Raw genomic sequence first — 18,097 nt, 5'->3', positions numbered from 1 at the left:
AGGTCCTGATCCGCTCCTTTAAACAGCCTGCTCAAGGCCCGCACGGGTACAGTCACGAATTTCCATGATCTGGCGCATTTTAAAATCTCCCCTCGTCTCCGGCCCGTTATTCGCCATCCTCCTGGCAGTGGTCTGCCTGACCTACCTCTCCCCCGACCACCAGTTTTTCGTCGCGATAGGGGGCGCGATCCTGTTCTTTCTGGTTCGCCGACATGATGAACGCTGGTCGCGCTGTTTTCTCATGGTGCTGTCCATCGTGGTATCCGGGCGCTATCTGGTGTGGCGCTTTACCTCCACGCTTGATCTCGATGGCGTGTTGCAGACAGTTCTAGTCCTGGCGCTGGCGATCGGCGAAATCTATACCACCTTCCGGGTGGGCTTTACGTATTTCCAGTTGGCCTGGCCCCTGCGGCGGCAGATCCACCCGCTGCCGGAAGATGAAGGCAGTTGGCCGGTCATTGATGTCTATGTGCCAACCTATAACGAGGACATGGCGATCGTCCGCACCACGGTGCTGGGCTGCCTGGCCATGGACTGGCCGGCAGACAAGCTGAATGTCTATATCCTTGATGACGGGCGGCGGCGCTCGTTCCGTGATTTTGCCGCGCAGGTCGGTGCTGGCTACATCAATCGCGCGGACAGTACCCACGCCAAGGCGGGCAACCTCAACCATGCCATCAAGGCGACAACGGGCGACCTGATCGCGATCTTTGACTGTGACCATGTGCCCGTGCGGGGTTTCCTCAAAAAGACCGTGGGGTGGATGATCGCCGACCCCAACCTCGCGCTATTGCAGACCCCGCATCACTTCTATTCCCCCGATCCGTTCCGTCGCAACATGAGCCGGGGCATGCAGGTGCCGCCCGAGAGCAACCTGTTCTATGGGCTTTTGCAAGATGGCAATGATTTCTGGAACGCCACCTTCTTCTGCGGGTCGTGCGCCCTGCTGCGGCGCGAGGCCATTGAAGCGATCAATGGCTTTGCCGTCGAGACCGTGACGGAAGATGCCCACACCGCCCTGCGCATGCAGCGCAAGGGGTGGGGCACGGCCTATCTGCGCGAGCCGCTGGCCGCGGGGCTCGAAACCGAAACCCTTCTGCTTCAGGTCGGGCAGCGCGTGCGCTGGGCGCGCGGCATGATCCAGATGCTGCGGCTCGACAACCCCATGCTCGGCCGTGGCCTGCGCCTCACGCAGCGTATCTGCTACATGGCGGCGACGACGAACTACTTCTTCGCCATGCCGCGCATCATGTTCCTCATGGCGCCGCTGGCCTACCTGTTCCTGGGCGTGACCATGATCGCGGCCTCGCCTTATGAACTTGCGGTCTATGCCCTGCCGCACCTGTTTCATACCACCATGACCATGTCGCGCCTGCAGGGGCGGTGGCGCTATTCGTTCTGGAGCGAGATCTACGAATCCATGCTGGCCCCCTTTCTGGTGCGCATGACGTTCATCACCCTGCTTGCGCCGCACAAGGGCAAGTTCAACGTGACCGACAAGGGCGGCCTGCTGCACCGCGAGTATTTTGAATGGCGCGCGGCCTACCCCGGCGTGATCATGGCCGTGGTGCTGGCGGTGGGACTGGTGAGCGGCATCTGGGCCGCGATTGCCCATTATCATGAAACGCTCGTCTTCCGCGCCATGGCGGTCAACTCGGTCTGGGTGCTGTTCAGCCTGATCATCGTGCTTGGTGGTGTGGCCGCCGCGCGCGAAACCCGCCAGCGCCGCCGTAACCACCGCGTTGCGGCCAGCATTCCCCTGACCATGTTCACGGGTGATACGCAGGTCACCGCCTGTCGCACGCTGGATGTGTCGATGGGGGGCTGCCAGCTTGACCTGTCGCCCACACTGCCCCTTGCCGTGGGGGATGAACTGCGCCTGCACGCCACCCTGGCCTCCGGCCCGATCACGCTCCGCGCCACCCTCATCGACCGGCATGAGGGCCGTGCCCATGTGGCGTGGATCATGCCCGACCTCGCGGCCGAGAAGCAGGTCGTGGCCCTGGTGTTTGGCCGTGATGATGCCTGGTCCCAGTGGTCCGACTTCCCGCCTGACAGGCCGCTCCACAGTCTTTACATGCTGCTTGCCAGCATCTGCGCGCTGTTCCGCCCCTATCCGCGCGGGCAGTCGGATGCGCCGCCACCGCCCGCGCCGCCTCCCCCGATCGCAGAGGAAAAACTGCCGGCACGGCATCTGGTTATTCCCCCGCCCCATCCCTCCCGCACGGGTCATTCAAACCTGCCGCTCGTGATGGTGGGCCTGCTGCTATGCGGCATGGCAGGGGGGGCGCAGGCCGCGCCCGCACCGCCGGAGATGGCGCCGGTAGAAGAAGCAGGCGAATCCGTGACGGCGGTGGATGATGCGCACATGACCATGCTCGACGTGGATCGGGTCTCGCACCAGCCGCTCACGCGTGCGCGCAGCCTTGCGGAGATAGGGCAGGAAGGCGACATGGTGCTGCGTGCCGACGCGCCGCTGCATGGGCTTGGTGTGCGGGTCGGGCGCGATGTCATCATTACCGGCGGCACGCTGGCCCTTTCGGGCCGTGCGCATATGGGGCATGCGGCGGGGCCGGTTGCGGTGGCCGTCAGTGTCAACAATCAGGATGTGGGGGTGATCTGCCCGGCAGCCGACGGGGCGTTCGGTCCGGTGAGCCTGCCGGTCAGCCCGTTCTTCTTTGACACGCATAACAGGATCAACTTTCGCCTGTTCATGCGCCCGGCCACCGGCAATGCCGGTCTTGCGGCCTGCGGGCCGGATGCCCGCCCCCCCGCGCCCGATACCGCGCGGGCCAGCAATGCGGATACATGGGTCAGCATATCACCAGACTCCACCCTTGCGCTGACAACGGTCAGCCTCGTGCCCCACCGGCTGCTCTCGGCGCTGCCCTATCCGGTGCTTGACCCCGACGCGGCGCAGACGCCGGTGGTCACCCTGGCCGTGCCTGACGTGTCAGACCCCGCCGTGCTGCAGGCGGCAGGCATGGTGGCCTCATGGCTTGGCGTGCATGCGCAGGACCGCCAGATCAGTTTCAACGTGACGGCTGGCGTGCCCGCGCAGGGCAATGCGGTGCTCATCGCGCCGAACCAGCCCGGGCCGTGGGGCGTGCTGCCGCCGGGGCCGGAACTCGCGGTCATGCCCAACCCGCATGATGCTTTCGGCACGATCCTTGTCGTGACCGGGCGCGGCATGGCCGATGTCACGACAGCGGCAAGGGCGCTGGTGCTGGGTGCTGAGCATGATGCGGAGGGGGCCTATGCCGCCGCACCCGTCGTGCACCCTGCTGCCCGCCAGCCCTATGATGCGCCGGGCCTTGTGCGCACGGACCAGCCCGTGACCCTGCGCGAGCTGGTCTCGACGGCGGACCTGCGTACACATGGCCTGACATCGGGCACGCTTACGGTGCCGCTGGCGCTGCCGCCAGACCTGCGCTCGTGGCGGTCGCGGCCGTTCATGGCGCGGCTGCAACTCAGCGCGCCGGAAGGTGATGTGCTGGAGCGCAGGAAATCCCATGTCAGCGTCATGCTCAACGGCACGTTCCTGCATGCCTATCCGCTCGTGCCCCGGTCGCTCAATCCGTTCCGCATGGCGGGCGCGCCGGTGGAACATGACCTGGAACTGCCGGTGTGGAAAATGGGGCAGCAGAACACGCTGCGGCTGTATTTTGATGTCCACCCCCGGCACATGACGCAGGCCGAAGCCGCTGCATCGCCCGATGTGGTTGAACTTGACCCGTCCTCCACCATTGATTTTTCCAAGTCGCGGCATTTCGCGGTGCTGCCTGACGTGGCGATGTTCGCCTCTTCCGCCTTTCCGTTCTCGCGCATGGCCGACCTGTCGGAAACGACCGTGCTGCTGCCGCCCCACCCCGCCCCCGACACGCTGGCCGCCTTTGTGGACATGATGGGCTTTGCAGGTGCGATCAACCGCTACCCCGCCACCGGCGTGAGCGTGCGGACCACCGACATGTCGGTCGATGACACGATTACCGGCGATATCCTGATCTTTTCCACGCTTGACGGGCTGGGCAACGGGCAGGCGGCGCTGGCGCTGGCGGGTTACGTGCGCGGCCCTTCGCTGCCGCGCCGCCTGCGCATGCGGGTGATGCACCCCGGCGCGCCTGAACCGACATATAACCTGACCGAAGGCGCGGTGGTGGCGGCGCAGTCGCCCTTTGCCGCGCACCGTTCCGTCGTGGCCGTGCTTGGCGGCGTGCCCGCTGCATTGCCCGCCATGATGCATGACCTGCGCGGCCCCGCCACGATGCAGCGCTTTCAGGGCGATATGGTGATCCGCCACGGGGGCAGGCTGGATGAATACCGCACGGGCGGACTCTATACCGTTGGCCACATGCCCGCATGGATGCTGCCGGACTGGTATCTGGGCGGCCATCCGCTGCTGCTGTGCGGGCTGGGGGGGCTGTCCGCGCTGTGCGGCACCTTCTGGGCCATGACGGTACTTGGCGCGCGCAGCAGGCGGCGCATCCTGAACGATGATCTGACGGGCGACCTGTGAGCATGACCATGAATGACCGGCCTTTCGCGTTCCGTCGCGTCCAGCTTGCGGCCCGGCGTGGCGCGGGGGCAAGGGCATGGGGCGGCGTTGCCCTTGCCGGGCTGTTCAGCCTGTGCGCGCCCGCGTGGGCGCAGGCCCCCGTGCGCTATGCCGAGGGCATTCTCAACGCGCAGATAGAAGAAGGTGCGTTCTGGATCCATCACGGCGATGACGACCATGCCCGGCACGCGCTAGAGCGCGCGCTGCGTATCGAGCCGGACAATCTGGAAGCCCGCCTCATGCTCGGTGCCGTGCAGGTGCATGAAAATGACATGGCGGGCGCACGCGCGACCGTGCAGGCCCTTCAGGCGCAGGGGGGCGCGCAGGCACAGGTTGACGCCCTGCAGGGCTGGATCGGGCAGGGGGTGGTTGACCCGGCGGCGCTGGCGCATGCACGGGCGCTGGCGGATGCGGGCAGGAATTTGCAGGCCACGCTGGCCTACCGCGGCATTTACCATGGCGGCCACCCTTTGCCCGAAGCGGAGCTGGAATATGACCGCGTGCTGTCCGGCTCGATACTGGGCTATGCGGAGGCCACGCAGCGCCTGCGCGCGCTGGGCAGCCTTTTGCCGCATGATCTTGAAATCCGCATGGCGCTGGCGCAGGCCCTGAGCTACCGCCCGGCCACCCGCGTTGATGCGATCGAGGACATGCGCGCGCTCGCCACCTCTTCCGCCACGCCGGATTTCATTCGTGACGAGGCGACGCAGTCATGGCGCAAGACGCTGGACTGGATGGGCACGGACCCGCAGGCCGCCCCCTATTACCGCGAATGGCTGGCGCTGCACCCTGATGATACGGACATGGCCAGCCGCCTCCAGGCGCAGGAGGCCGCCCGCGCGCTGGCCGAACATCTGGCGCTGGTGGGGGCGGGCTACCACGCGCTGGCGCATGGGGAACTGGAGCAGGCGGAAAGCGATTTCCACACATCAATGCAGGGCGGCACCACGCCGCGCTCCGAGGCGCTCGAGGGCCTTGGCCTTGTGGCCCAGCGCCGGGGCGATGTGAAGGCCGCCCGCGCTTTTCTGGAGCAGGCGCACGCCCTTGCCCCCACGAATGAGGGCATAAGTGCCGCCCTTGCCGGGCTGGATGCTCCGGGCGGCGACCCGCAGCTTGCGCGGCTCTGGGCACTGGTGGCCCGCCACCAGTATGAGGAAGCATGGGCCATGCTGCCCGCCGTGGAAAAAGACCACGGCCGGATTGTTGATACCGTGCGGGTGCGGGCCATTATTGAACAGTCGCGCCACCAGCTTGCGCAGGCCGAGGCAGAGTGGCGCATGGTGCTGCAGATGGCGCCCGGCGACATGCCCGCTGCTGCTGCCCTGTCCGACGTGCTGATCGAGGAGGGCAGGCTTGGCGAGGCCGAAGGCTGGATTACGCGCCTGCGGGCCGCGCATTACCCCGGCGTGACCACCCTTGAGGCGGGGCTGCTCGGCAGCATGGCCGAGAGCGAGCCAGACCCTGCCAGGCGGGCCGTGCTGCTTGCGCAGGCCGTGCGTGACGCGCCACGCAATGGCTGGCTGCGCCTGCATCTGGCCCAGCTATGGCTGGCGCAGGGGCAGGCCACACGCGCGCGCGCGCTGATGACGCCGCTATGCACCCCCACGCCCGCAAGCGATGAGGACCTGCAGGCCTGCTTCAGCTTCGCCCTGCTTGATCAGGACATGCCGCGCGCCGATGCGCTGCTTGCCCGCCTGCCGCGCGCGGACATTACCCCGGCCATGGCCGATGGCGTGGCGCAGGTCAGGCTGTGGCACCAGATTCGCACGCTGCCCGCCGATGACGGGCAGGCCATTCCGCTGCTTGAAACCATGCCCGTCCTGCCCGACCCCGAGGGCACGCAGGCGCGGCTGGTGGTGGATGCGCTGCTCAGGCGCCACGCGCCCGTGGCGACGGCTGCAGGCGTGCTGCACCGCGCCCTTGCGGGCAGTGCCGGGCATGTGAGTGTCAACCAGAGCCTGTCTTACGCGGGCCTGTTCATGCAGATGGATGACCCCGTGGCCGCGCAGCGCGTGCTCGACGGCCTGCCCACCATCATGCAGGGCGGGCATCTTACGCCCGCGCAGGCCCGTGACCTGCGCGACATGCAGCGTAGTCTTGCGATTGCGCAGGCGGACCGTGATGATCTTGACGGTCACCCCGATGCCGCCCGCCGCCTGCTCGACCCGCTGCTGGCGCAGAACCCGAACGATGCCGACCTGCTTCTGGCGCGCGGGCGTGTTGATTCCGCCCGCAGGCTGCCCGGCGAGGCCGTGGCCTATGACCGCAGGGCGCTGGCCCAGCGCCCCGATGACAGGATGGCCCAGGCCGCCCTTGCGCGAGACAGCCTGGCCAGCGGTGATGAACGCGCGGCGCGCGACATGGCCAGCACCCTGCAGGCCACCCACCCGCAATGGGGCGATACGTGGGAAATTCAGGCCGAGATTGATGGCCTGACCGGCCACGACCGCCGCCGCCTGCATGACGTGCAGCGCGCCCGTGCGCTCGACTGCACGCCCCGCCCCGATGAGGATGACACCACCGGCCACGGCACGCGCATTGATGCAGGCTGCGCCCCGCAGCGCACGCGGGCGGCGGATGAATGGCCCGATATCAGCACGAATTTCGTGCCCGGCATGGGCGCAGGCATGCCGGAGGTCTATCATTACGACCCACATCTGCCCCCCGTGCAGGCGCTTGACCGGCAGGCTGGCTACCTGTCGCGCGCGCTTGCACCGCAGGCGGATGGCAACCTCGAGATCCGCGACCGTTCGGGCCAGCCAGGGCTGGGCCACATGACGGTGGTCAATATTCCCATGACCGCCATCATGCCGTTCTCCTCCACGCAGCACCAGCTTGCCTTCTCGGTCATGCCCAGCGTGCTCATGTCGGGCGATCCGGTGGCCTCGAGTGCCACCGCGCAGCAATATGGCAGTGTTGCGGCCAATGGCGTGCGGCCGGGCTTTCACGTGCCTGCCGCCGTGGCGGGGGTGGCGCTGTCGGCGCATTACCAGTGGCGGTGGCTGGCGGCTGATGTCGGCTCGACGCCGCTGGGCTTCACCACGACCAATGTGCTGGGCGGCATTGAACTCACCCCGCACCTGACCCACAACCTGACCCTGCGCCTGACCGGCGAGCGCCGCGCGGTGACCGACAGCCTGCTGGCCTATTCCGGCGCGCGCGACCCCGGCACGGGGCAGGTCTGGGGCGGGGTCACGCGCAACCGTGGGCATGGGCAACTGGAATGGGCGCAGCCGGGCTACAACCTGTATGCTGGCGGTGGCTACGCGGTGATGCAGGGCACGCATACGGTGGCCAACCACGAGAGCGAGGCCGGTGCGGGCGGGTCCGCCCTGGTCTGGCACCGCAACGACGCCCATCACGTGCGGCTGGGGCTGGACCTCGTGTATTTTGGCTATAAGCGCAACACGTATTTCTTCACCTGGGGGCAGGGGGGCTACTTCTCGCCGCATGCGTTCATGGCGGCCCTGGTGCCGCTGACCTATGACGGGCATGCGGGACGGTGGACCTGGCTGTTCAAGGGCGAGGCGGGCTACCAGCACTACACCGAGCATGCCACGGCGATGTTCCCCATGGGGGAAGGCGGAATGGCGGCGCGCGCGCAATATGCGGGCCAGTCCACCGGGGGGCTTGCGGGCAACGTGCTGGCGCGGGCGGTCTATCAGCTGACGCCCTCCCTGCGGCTGGGGGCGGAAGGCGGCTATTCGCGCTCAGGCAGTTGGGATGAAGTGCATGGCATGCTCATGCTGCATTACGCGCCGGGGTAAGGAGACCCGCTGGCGGAGAACAGCCGTGCAGGCCTTACAGCTTCTGCCGCATTTCCGCGCGGATCTGGTTGCATTGCTTGGTATAGACGTTGGCCTGGGATGCGGTCATGAAATTGATGATGAACGCCCCGATGAGTGAACAGAATGACAGGCCGATTACGAATTTGCCGGTCACGTTGATGCCGGCATCATAATATTCCGCTGAATACCACAGCAGGAACAGGCTGAGTGCCGCGCCGATAAAGCCCAGGATGCCGGTGGAATGGATAAGGGAATCTTCCTCGCTGCTGAATGATGAGGATTGCTTCCACAGCAGGTAAAGCTTCTGGCTCATTTCATCGACCTGGCAGTCATGCTCGAGTTGGGCGGCGGAGGTCACCTTGCCCGGTGCCGAGCGGTGCATGTCGAGTTCCTGCTGGGCCTTGGCGAAGACGTGCCGGCGTTCCTTTATGGCGGGCAGGCTGATATCCACAAAGCTGAGAATAGCTACATTCAGGCCCGCCGATAACTGCACGACAGCCTGAAAATCACCCCACGTCTGACTCACGCGGTTTCTCCCTTATTCTCACACGCCTGTTATCACGATAGCGCGGGACCGCATGATGCAGGAGATTATAAAAATGAGCGGCAGGGCTGCATCCGCGCCTGTTATGCCCCTGAAGGCATGGCCCGGGGAATGCATTCAAATAAAACCGTTATTGAAGAATACAATTTGTTTTTATTGTAAAATGCCAAATCAGGAAAAGCTTCAAAGAACGCTACCTTTGAAAAAGTGGGCAGCCCAAAATTTTCCATGAGTGCAGGACATGCGCAGGCCTGAGTTTTCAGGCGCCATCTTAGAATATTTTTAATTCTTTCCGCCGATATTTTTCCTCCATGTCAGTTTTGGCGCTGTTGCCTTGCTGGAACTGGAATTTATGCCATGGGGGGAAGAAAATGTCTGGTGGCCTAACCACGGGTATGAGCCGTTCCAACACGGGTGGCATGCCCCCCAATGGCGTCATGCCAGGCGCGGATCCCACGCCGGAAAGGGTGGAAGCCGCCGCCGCGACAACGCATGATGCCGATCTTCACCTCGTGACCGATCAGGGCATTACCCTGCGCAAGATGCGCGAGGCCAATCGTTATGCGGTCTTCATGCTGCCCCCCGGCGTGGGCACCGTGCGGATCATGTCGCGCACCGTCGGCCCGGTCAGCATGGTTGGTGCCTGTGCCGATGACCACCGCCCGCGTGGCGTGCTGGTCCGGCATATCAAGCTGTTTGAAGGCACCGTGGCCCGCCATATCGTCATGCACCTGGCCCAGAAGGCGCCTGCAGGGTGGCATGATGGTTTTTACGCCCCGCGCCCCGAACCCTGCCGCTGGACGGATGGACGCGCATTACTGCATCTCGGACCGCGCCACCCCGGCAGGCTGGGCGTGCTGTGCCTGGAGGTTCTGGAAGGAGGGCCATATGGCGTGGCGCCCGCAGGCGGCACGCAAGCCGGGCCACCTGAAGCGGAAAAGCCGGTTCAGCAATAATCGGAAAGTTTTTGGTGAAGCTTTTTTCAAAAAGCTTCAGGTGCAGCCGCTGTCAGTAAACAAAAGCGGCACTTCGAAACGCGAAGCGCTATTTTTAAACGCTCTGTGAAGCTGCAGGGCAACCATCGGTGAAGCCCGTCAGGAAAATCTGCACAGCCCTGCGAAAACGCGGCCGTATGTTCTGCTCGCTCCATGACTGATCAGGCGCGCAGGCCAGGTTTTGCAGCATCAGGTCGCCAATGGTCATGCCAAACAGCATGTTGCCGTACATCGATATATTCTCCATCGGCCCGTTCCGCGCCCGCACGTAACGGTCGAGCCAGGCGGTGAGCACATTGTCCTTTCCGCCCGCGCGCAGGCTGGTCAGGATCTGGCGGATGTCTTCCGATTGTGGCGATTCGGTAACGAGCGCGCGGATCAGGCTGATGCGATCAGGCCGCAGGATCACGCCGCCAAGGCGCATGAGCAGTTCGGTCAGCTCTTCCACCGGGTCGGCCATGTGCAGGCATTTGCCGAGGCTGACATTGAACAGCCTGTTGCTGACCAGCGTGTGGAACAGGTCCTGCTTGGAATGGAACATGAGGTACAGCGTGCGCTTGGACATGGCGGAATGCTGGGCCACCTTGTCCATCGAGGCCGCATGATAGCCGCATTTCTGCAACACTTCGCTGGCTGCGTCGAGAATACGTTCACGGCGTTCGCATTCCTCCATTTCCGGGGGGCGACCGGGGCCGCGGCGCGGGGTATCACAGTTATCATGCATGGAGCCGTGTCCTTCCCGTCCAATCTTGCTCATTCGTAATCTGCTCCGGCCATTTTTGAATGGGTGCCCTGCTTGACCGCCTTATGGAGACGATATAGTTTTCCATTCATTGAAAACCAAATGGTTTCCTTATTTGGCTTTCCTATGGCGGCCATGTGCGGCAAACAGCACGGACGTGATTCAGAAACATTTTTAGATTACGGCCCTCAAGCCGGTTGGTGACCATGATGCAATATTCCCGTGTCGTAGCCCCGGCGGCTCTGATACTCGCCCTGGCGGGGTGCCAGAAGCATGCCGCCCCCCACAAGATGCCGCCCCAGCCCGTTACGGTCATGACGCTCAAGGCCGCCCCGGTGGAAATTCACACCCAGCTTCCCGGCCGCACCGAAGCGTTCGAGATCGCGCAGGTGCGCCCGCAGGTCAGCGGCGTGATCCAGAAGCGCCTGTTCGTTGAAGGCACGGACGTGCAGGTGGGCCAGCAGCTCTACCAGATCGATCCCAGCATCTATCAGGCGGCAGTGGACAGCGCCCAGGGCCAGCTATTGCATGCCCAGGGCAGCGAGGTCACGGCGCGCGCCAAGCTTACCCGCTACGGGCCGCTGCTCAAGGCCCATGCCGTGAGCCAGCAGGAATATGATGACGCGCTGGCCGCCGAACGCGCGGCCCAGGGCGATATCCTGAGTGCGAAGGGCCAGCTCGAGCGCGCCACGGTCGATCTGGGCTACACCCACATGAATGCCCCGATCACGGGCCGCATCGGTCGCTCCATCCTGACCGTGGGTGCGCTGGTCACCGCCAACCAGACCAACAACGTCGCCATCGTCACCCGGCTTGACCCGATCTATGTGGATGTGAACCTGCCCGCGACCGAACTGCTGCGCTTCAAGCGCGAGCTGGCGCAGGGGCGGCTGACGCGCGCGGGCGACAATGCCGCCTCCATTACCGTGACCCTGGAAGATGGCACGACCTACGAGCATTCCGGCAGCATGCAGTTCTCGGAAGTGAACGTGGATGAAGCCACCGCCACCGTCGTGGTCCGCGCGGTCATGCCCAACCCCGAGCGGCTGCTGCTGCCCGGCATGTACGTGCATGCCCAACTGGCGGAGGGTCTTGACCCCACCGCCCTGCTGGTGCCGCAGCAGGCCGTGCAGCGCAACTCCCACGGTGACCCGCAGGTATGGGTGGTCGATGCCGATAACAAGGTCAGCCTGCGCGCCATCATGGTCGGGCAGGCCATCGGCACGGACTGGCTGGTGACCGACGGGCTGAAAAGCGGCGAGCGCGTGGTGCTTGAGGGCGTGCAGAAAATCCACTCCGGCGACACCGTCGCCCCGCAGGACGCCGCCGAACCGGCCAAGGCAGGATAACCCCCCATGTCTCTGTCGCGCTTTTTCATTGACCGGCCCATCTTCGCATGGGTGATCGGGCTGATCATCATGCTCGTGGGCGGGGTGTCGATCTTCCGCCTGCCCATCGCGCAGTATCCCTCCATCGCGCCGCCGCAGATCGCCATTACCGTGACCTATCCGGGTGCTTCGGCCGATACGGTGAACGATACGGTGGTGCGCCCCATCCTGCAGCAGATGTTCGGGCTCGATCACCTCGAATACATCTCCTCGCAGTCCTATGCCTCGGGGCAGATGGAAATCGACCTGACCTTCGCGCAGGGCACCAACCCTGACATTGCGCAGGTGCAGGTGCAGAACAAGCTCCAGCTTGCCCAGCCCAAGCTGCCGCAGGAAGTGACCGCGCAGGGCCTGAGCATTACCAAGGCCGTCAAGAACTTCATGATGGTGCTCGGCTTCATCTCGACCGATAACAGCATGACCGGCGCTGACATCGCCGATTACGTGGCATCGAACATCTCTGATCCGCTCAGCCGCGTGACCGGCGTGGGCGATCACACGCTGTTCGGCGCGGAATACGCCATGCGCATCTGGCTCGACCCGTCGAAGCTGTACAAATACGGCCTGACAGTGGGCGATGTGCAGACCGCGATCCAGACGCAGAACATCCAGGTTTCATCGGGTGAACTTGGCGGCGTGCCGGCGGTAAAGGGCGTGCGGCTGGATGCGACCATCATCGGGCCGACGCGCCTGCGCTCGGCCGAGGCGTTCGAGAAGATCCTGCTCAAGGTGCAGCAGGATGGCTCGCAGGTGCGCATCCGTGACGTGGCCCGCGTCGAACTGGGGCCGCAGACCTACAACACCCATTCCTACTACAACAACATGCCGGCCTCGGGCATGGCGCTCAAGCTCGCCCCCGGCGCCAACCAGCTCCAGACCGAGAACGCGGTGCGCGAGCAGATAAAGGAACTCGAGCAGTTCTTCCCGCCGGGGCTGAAAACCGTCTATCCGCTTGATACCGAACCCTTCATCGTGCTGTCGATCAAGGAAGTGGTCATTACGCTGATCGAGGCGATCGCGCTGGTGTTCCTGGTCATGCTGGTGTTCTTGCAGAACTTCCGCGCCACACTGATCCCCACCATCGCGGTGCCGGTGGTGCTGCTGGGCACGTTCGGCATCCTGGCTGCCCTTGGCTTTTCCATCAACACGCTGACCATGCTGGCCATGGTGCTGGCCGTGGGCCTTCTGGTCGATGACGCCATCGTGGTGGTGGAAAATGTCGAGCGCGTCATGACCGAGAAGAAGCTCTCCCCGCGTGATGCGGCCCGGCAGTCGATGGACGAGATCTCGGGCGCGCTGGTCGGCATCGTGCTGGTGCTCACGGCGGTGTTCCTGCCCATGGCGGCCTTTGGCGGCTCGACGGGCGTGATCTACCGGCAGTTTTCCATCACCATCGTCGCGGCCATGTGGCTTTCGGTGGTGGTGGCCATGGTCATGACCCCGGCCCTGTGCGCCACCATGCTCAAGCCCGGCACGCATGAAAAGACCACCGGGGCCGCAGGCTGGTTCAACCGCCATTTCGCGCGCATGACCACGGCCTACCAGAACGGGGTGGGCCGCGTGCTCGGGCATGCGGGCCTGTCCATGCTGATGTTCGTGCTGATTACGGTGGGCGTGGGCTGGCTGTTCATGCGCCTGCCCTCAGGCTTCCTGCCTGATGAGGACCAGGGCCTGATCTTTGGCCAGGTCACCATGCCCGCGGGGGCCACGCTGGAGGAGACGGCGGCCGTCAACCGCAAGATTGCCGACTACGTGCTCAGGACCGAGGGCAACAATGTCGAATCCGTCTATTCCACGAACGGGTTCAACTTTGCAGGCCAGGGGCAGACTGCGGGCGCCTTCTTCATCCGGCTCAAGGACTGGGATGAGCGGCCCGCCGCCAGCCAGACCTCGGCTGCGATTGCCATGCGCATCATGATGCATTTCTGGACCGATCCGGTCGCCCAGATCTTTGCCGTCAACCCGCCCGCCGTGCTGGAACTCGGCAACGCCACCGGCTTCGACCTTGAACTGGAAGACCGTGGCCACCTTGGCCACACCAAAATGCTCGCGGCGCGCAACATGGTGCTGGGCATGGCGGCGAAAGACCGCCGCCTGACCGCCGTGCGCCCCAACGGCATGGAAGACGCGCCGCAGTTCCAGCTCGATATCGACCGCGAGAAGGCCAATGCGCTGGGCATCACCATTGCCGACATCAACACCACCATCGAGGGGGCGCTGGGGTCGATCTATGTCAACCAGTTCCTGCGTGATGACCGCGTGAAGCAGGTCTACATTCAGGGCGAGCCCGATGCGCGCATGATCCCCGATGACCTGAGCAAATGGTATATCCGCAACGCCACCGGCAGCATGGTGCCGTTCAACGCCTTCGTGTCCGGGCAGTGGATCATGGGGCCGCAGAAGGTCGAGGACTATAACGGCCTCAATGCCTTCGAAATCCTTGGCCAGCCCGCCGCGGGTTACAGTTCGGGAGATTCGATCGCTGCCATGAAGGAAATCCTGGCCAAGCTGCCCACCGGCGTGGGGTATGAGTGGACCGGGCTTTCGTTCGAGCAGATGGCCTCGGGCTCTTCCACCGGGCCGCTTTACACGCTGGCGGTGATCGTCATCCTGTTCTGCCTGGCGGCGTTGTATGAAAGCTGGGCCATTCCGTTTGCCGTGCTGCTGGTCATTCCGCTGGGCGTGCTGGGTGCGATCGTGGCCACCCTGCTGCGCGGCATGGCCAATGACGTGTATTTCCAGGTCGGGCTGCTGACCACGGTGGGGCTGGCGGTGAAGAACGCCATCCTGATCGTGGAATTCGCCAAGGCGTTTTTCGAGAACGGGGCAACACTTGAGGAATCGGTGCTTGAAGCAGGCCGCGAGCGCCTGCGCCCCATTCTCATGACGTCCATCGCCTTCGTGGTGGGCGTGTTTCCGCTGGCCATTGCCTCGGGGGCCGGTTCGGCGGCGCGTGTCGCCATCGGCACGGCCGTGGTGGGCGGCATGCTCACGGCCACCCTGCTGGCGGTGTATTTCGTGCCGCTGTTCTTTGTGGTGGTGCTGCGCCTGTTCCGCGTCAGGCGCCTGTCCGAGCGGACCAAGGGAGCGTAATGCAATGACCGTTCTCCCCACACTCAGGCGGGCCGGTGCCGCAACGCTTGCGGCCATGCTGCTGGCGGGCTGCACCATGATCCCGCATTACAAGCGCCCCACCCCGCCGCTGGCCAAGGCATGGCCCGCTTACGCCACCACGGGCGACGCGGTGGCCGAGAACCCGCTCGCGGCCAATCTGGGCTGGGCGGAATTCTTTACCGACCCCCGGCTCAGGGTGCTGATTGCCATCGCCATCCGGCAAAACCGCGACCTGCGGGAGGCGGCAGCCGATATCCGCCGCGCGCAGGGGCAGTTTGACATCCAGCATGCCAGCCTGTTCCCTGCCATCAGTGGCGGTGGCGAGGCGATGTTCCAGGGGCCATCGGATGCCGCCGGCCTGAGCTTTGCGCCTGGCCTCGATACCGGCAACCCGCCCATGTTCAAATATTACCAGATGGGCATTGGCGTCTCGTCGTATGAGATCGATCTGTTCGGGCGCATCCGCAGCATGTCGCGCGAGGCGGCGGAACATGCGCTGATGCAGCGCGAAAACGCGCGCGCCATGCTGATCAGCATCATCTCACAGGTGGCCACGGCCTATGTTTCGTGGCTGGGCGACCAGGCTTCGCTGCGCCTGTCCGATGAGACGATGACCTCGCAGGAAGCCACGCTGGAGATGGTCAAGGCCCGCTTCGCCCATGGCGAGACCGACCAGATGACCCTGCGCCAGACGGAAACACAGGTGGCGCAGAGCGGGGCCTTCCGCGATGAATCGCGCCGGCATGTGCGGCAGGATGAGAACCTGCTGACCATGCTCATCGGCGAGCCCATCCCCGATAACCTGCCGCCTGCCAGCCCGCTGGGGCAGCAGACCATCATGCAGGACCTGCCGCCGGGCCTGCCCGGCGAGGTGCTTGAACACCGCCCCGACATCATGGCCGCCGAGCATGACCTGCTGGCCGCCAATGCCGATATTGGCGCGGCCAAGGCGGCGTTCTACCCGCGTATCACGCTCACCGCATCCGATGGCATCAGCAGCCTTCAGCCGCACAAGCTGTTTACCTCGGCTGCAACCACATGGGGCGTGTCGCCGCAGTTGCAGGTGCCCCTGCTCAACTGGGGGCAGAACAGCGGCAACCTGAAGGCCTCGCGCGCCATGCGGGCCTCGAAGGCTGCGGCATATGAAAAGGCGGTGCAGTCCGCCTTCCGTGAAGTGGCGGATGCGCTGGCCGCGCGTGACACCTATCGCGACGAGACGGGGCAGATGGACCGGTATGTCTCGACCTCGGCCGATGCGTACAGCCTGGCCATGATGCGCTACAGGGCAGGGACGGATTCCTACCTCACCTCGCTGGTGTCGCAGCGCACGCTGTTGCAGGCCCAGCAGTGGCAGATCTGGATTGCGGTGTCGCGTTACCAGAACCTCATCACCCTCTACCGCGCCCTTGGCGGCGGCTGGACGGAACATACGCCCGTGCCCGCGCCGCCCAAGGGGCAGAAGGTGACCGGGAAGGGGTGAGGGAGGAAGTTTCGGGCGCCGCCTTTTTTCGAAAAGGCGGTGTTCTTCTGAAGCTTTTTGAAAAAAGCTTCGCCAAAAACTTTTCTTTTTTATCTTCAGTCCATGTGGTTGCCGCTGCGGCCCTGCTTGATGCGGCTGCGGTGCTTCTTGTTGTCCACCTGCTTGCGGCGCTGCGTGCGCGAGGGGCGGGTGGGCACGCGGTAGGCCTGCACATGGCTGGCCTCGGCAATCATCTCATGCAGGCGGGCCACGGCATCCTCGCGGTTGCGGATCTGGCTGCGAAAGCGCCGCGCGGTCAGCACGATCACGCCATCCGCCGTCATACGGCTGCCCGCAACCGTAACCAGCCTGCTCTTGACGCGGGCGGAGAGTGAAGGGGAATTGCGCGCATCGAAACGCAACTGCGCCGCCGTTGCCACCTTATTGACGTTCTGCCCGCCCGGTCCCGAGGCCAGGATGTAGGTCACATGTAATTCATCATCGGGGATGGTGGGGGGCGGCATGGCGGTTTACGGTCCTGAAGGGCGGGAGGTGTGGCATCCGCCTATGGGCCGCCCTGCGTGGGCGGCATTGCTGCACGGGCTGTTTGCTATCACCATGCCTGCCGCGTGATGACAAGAGCGGAGGAGCACAATCATGAACGATCAGGCTGAAACGGACCATCTGCGCAAGGCGCTGGCCCAGGCGGCGGGCGATGCGGCGCAGGCCAAGGTCATGCCCGTGGTCAAGATGATCGCGGCCCAGCAGATCGTTGTCATGGACCTCATGCAGATGCTCGTCGAGGCAAAGGTGCTGCATGGTGATGAAATCGCTGCCCGCATGCGCCACCATATCGAGCATACCGATACGAAGGACATGGCCGCGCGCGCCCTGTTCGAGCAGGTGCGCGCCCGTTTTGCGTCGCCCGCCCCCAAAACCTGATTTGCAAGGAAGATGTTGCACATGGCCGATCATCCTCCTGCCCTGCGGGCAGAAATTGTGGCGCTGAAGGCGGAACTCACCCGCCTGCGTGAAGAACTCGCACAGGCCCGCAAGACCATACAGGGCCTGAACCTGCAACTGCGGCGTGATGCGTCACGCCCCACCACGCGCTGAATGCGCCCGCCCGAGGGAGAACCCGCCATGAAAGAGGAACGCGACGCCGCCGGTCGGGCCGTGGTCTACCTCACCGTAAGCTGCGGGGCGGAGGCCGTGCAGGATTCCATCGTGGTGATGGACCTGTTCATGGCGACAGCGCCCGAGCACATGCCCAAGGGTGACAGGCGCGTGGTGACCGTGCTGCCGCCTGAACTGGCCCTCAACCTTGCCGAGCAGTTGCGCAAGGCCGCCGAGCACTGTCAGACCGCCCGTGCCGAAAAGCAGGCCAAAGGCTCGGAGACTGTTTGAAAACAACGCATTGATAAAAGTTTTTGGGCGCAGCCTTTTTGCAAAAAGGCTGCGTTCTTCGAAGCTTTTTGAAAAAAGCTTCACCAGAAACGTTCTTATGAGTGC

General features: G+C 64.5%; 12 protein-coding genes. 9 read left to right on the top strand and 3 right to left on the bottom strand.

The features are described 5' to 3' along the window. The first annotated feature begins 64 nt into the window (after positions 1-64). Both bcsA and GXY01S_RS07830 read left to right on the top strand, forming a co-directional pair. Positions 65-4,516, top strand: coding sequence for a UDP-forming cellulose synthase catalytic subunit (gene bcsA / locus GXY01S_RS07835; protein WP_061273811.1), 4,452 nt, complete (start codon positions 65-67; stop codon positions 4,514-4,516). Positions 4,517-4,518: 2 nt separating this feature from the next. Beyond that, positions 4,519-8,322 (top strand): cellulose synthase subunit BcsC-related outer membrane protein, encoded by a 3,804-nt coding sequence (locus tag GXY01S_RS07830; protein ID WP_255210391.1) that lies wholly within the window; start codon positions 4,519-4,521, stop codon positions 8,320-8,322. Positions 8,323-8,356: 34 nt separating this feature from the next. On the opposite strand, the gene GXY01S_RS07825 is transcribed toward GXY01S_RS07830, so the two are convergent. Then, the gene (locus GXY01S_RS07825; protein ID WP_061273809.1) at positions 8,357-8,869 is read right to left on the bottom strand and encodes a hypothetical protein; all 513 of its coding nucleotides are present in this window, start codon (positions 8,867-8,869) and stop codon (positions 8,357-8,359) included. 413 nt (positions 8,870-9,282) lie between these two features. Between GXY01S_RS07825 and GXY01S_RS07820 the strand changes: the two genes are divergently transcribed. Further along, complete coding sequence (locus GXY01S_RS07820; RefSeq protein ID WP_061273807.1) at positions 9,283-9,843, top strand: hypothetical protein; 561 nt, start codon at positions 9,283-9,285, stop codon at positions 9,841-9,843. A 94-nt stretch (positions 9,844-9,937) separates the two neighbouring features. Here the strand turns inward: GXY01S_RS07820 and GXY01S_RS07815 are convergent, their stop codons facing one another. Continuing rightward, positions 9,938-10,639, bottom strand: coding sequence for a TetR/AcrR family transcriptional regulator (locus tag GXY01S_RS07815; RefSeq protein WP_242501218.1), 702 nt, complete (start codon positions 10,637-10,639; stop codon positions 9,938-9,940). 191 nt (positions 10,640-10,830) lie between these two features. Here GXY01S_RS07815 and GXY01S_RS07810 point away from each other — a divergent pair, with 191 nt between their 5' ends. Genes GXY01S_RS07810 through GXY01S_RS07800 form a run of 3 tightly spaced genes read left to right on the top strand, consistent with a single transcriptional unit; the run spans position 10,831 to position 16,606 of the window. Then, on the top strand, positions 10,831-11,973 hold the full coding sequence (locus tag GXY01S_RS07810; protein ID WP_061273805.1) for an efflux RND transporter periplasmic adaptor subunit: 1,143 nt from the start codon (positions 10,831-10,833) through the stop codon (positions 11,971-11,973). A gap of 6 nt (positions 11,974-11,979) precedes the next feature. Then, positions 11,980-15,105 (top strand): efflux RND transporter permease subunit, encoded by a 3,126-nt coding sequence (locus GXY01S_RS07805; protein WP_061273803.1) that lies wholly within the window; start codon positions 11,980-11,982, stop codon positions 15,103-15,105. 4 nt (positions 15,106-15,109) lie between these two features. Further along, positions 15,110-16,606, top strand: coding sequence for an efflux transporter outer membrane subunit (locus GXY01S_RS07800; protein ID WP_061273801.1), 1,497 nt, complete (start codon positions 15,110-15,112; stop codon positions 16,604-16,606). 95 nt (positions 16,607-16,701) lie between these two features. Here GXY01S_RS07800 and arfB read toward each other — a convergent pair whose 3' ends face one another. Next, positions 16,702-17,109 (bottom strand): alternative ribosome rescue aminoacyl-tRNA hydrolase ArfB, encoded by a 408-nt coding sequence (arfB, locus tag GXY01S_RS07795; RefSeq protein ID WP_061273799.1) that lies wholly within the window; start codon positions 17,107-17,109, stop codon positions 16,702-16,704. A 133-nt stretch (positions 17,110-17,242) separates the two neighbouring features. Here arfB and GXY01S_RS07790 point away from each other — a divergent pair, with 133 nt between their 5' ends. Genes GXY01S_RS07790 through GXY01S_RS07785 form a run of 3 tightly spaced genes read left to right on the top strand, consistent with a single transcriptional unit; the run spans position 17,243 to position 17,992 of the window. Next, positions 17,243-17,527 carry a hypothetical protein gene (locus GXY01S_RS07790; RefSeq protein WP_061273798.1) on the top strand — a complete coding sequence of 95 codons (285 nt, stop codon included), beginning with the start codon at positions 17,243-17,245 and terminating at the stop codon, positions 17,525-17,527. 21 nt (positions 17,528-17,548) lie between these two features. Continuing rightward, complete coding sequence (locus GXY01S_RS18550) at positions 17,549-17,701, top strand: hypothetical protein (protein WP_165165677.1); 153 nt, start codon at positions 17,549-17,551, stop codon at positions 17,699-17,701. 27 nt (positions 17,702-17,728) lie between these two features. Next, positions 17,729-17,992, top strand: coding sequence for a hypothetical protein (locus tag GXY01S_RS07785; protein WP_110570356.1), 264 nt, complete (start codon positions 17,729-17,731; stop codon positions 17,990-17,992). Positions 17,993-18,097 lie beyond the last annotated feature (105 nt).

This window comes from Komagataeibacter xylinus NBRC 15237 (assembly GCF_001571345.1).
Taxonomy (GTDB): domain Bacteria; phylum Pseudomonadota; class Alphaproteobacteria; order Acetobacterales; family Acetobacteraceae; genus Komagataeibacter; species Komagataeibacter xylinus.
Note: the sequence above shows the minus strand (reverse complement) of the source record. Positions and strands in the feature narration are given on the sequence as shown.

What these genes read in the sequence shown, in the direction of transcription:
- bcsA (WP_061273811.1), top strand. Translation starts at nt 65, where the DNA reads ATGATCTGGCGCATTTTAAAATCTCCCCTCGTCTCCGGCCCGTTATTC.
- GXY01S_RS07830 (WP_255210391.1), top strand. Translation starts at nt 4,519, where the DNA reads ATGACCATGAATGACCGGCCTTTCGCGTTCCGTCGCGTCCAGCTTGCG.
- GXY01S_RS07820 (WP_061273807.1), top strand. Translation starts at nt 9,283, where the DNA reads ATGAGCCGTTCCAACACGGGTGGCATGCCCCCCAATGGCGTCATGCCA.
- GXY01S_RS07815 (WP_242501218.1), bottom strand. Translation starts at nt 10,639, where the DNA reads ATGAGCAAGATTGGACGGGAAGGACACGGCTCCATGCATGATAACTGT.
- GXY01S_RS07810 (WP_061273805.1), top strand. Translation starts at nt 10,831, where the DNA reads ATGATGCAATATTCCCGTGTCGTAGCCCCGGCGGCTCTGATACTCGCC.
- GXY01S_RS07805 (WP_061273803.1), top strand. Translation starts at nt 11,980, where the DNA reads ATGTCTCTGTCGCGCTTTTTCATTGACCGGCCCATCTTCGCATGGGTG.
- GXY01S_RS07800 (WP_061273801.1), top strand. Translation starts at nt 15,110, where the DNA reads ATGACCGTTCTCCCCACACTCAGGCGGGCCGGTGCCGCAACGCTTGCG.
- arfB (WP_061273799.1), bottom strand. Translation starts at nt 17,109, where the DNA reads ATGCCGCCCCCCACCATCCCCGATGATGAATTACATGTGACCTACATC.
- GXY01S_RS07790 (WP_061273798.1), top strand. Translation starts at nt 17,243, where the DNA reads ATGAACGATCAGGCTGAAACGGACCATCTGCGCAAGGCGCTGGCCCAG.
- GXY01S_RS18550 (WP_165165677.1), top strand. Translation starts at nt 17,549, where the DNA reads ATGGCCGATCATCCTCCTGCCCTGCGGGCAGAAATTGTGGCGCTGAAG.
- GXY01S_RS07785 (WP_110570356.1), top strand. Translation starts at nt 17,729, where the DNA reads ATGAAAGAGGAACGCGACGCCGCCGGTCGGGCCGTGGTCTACCTCACC.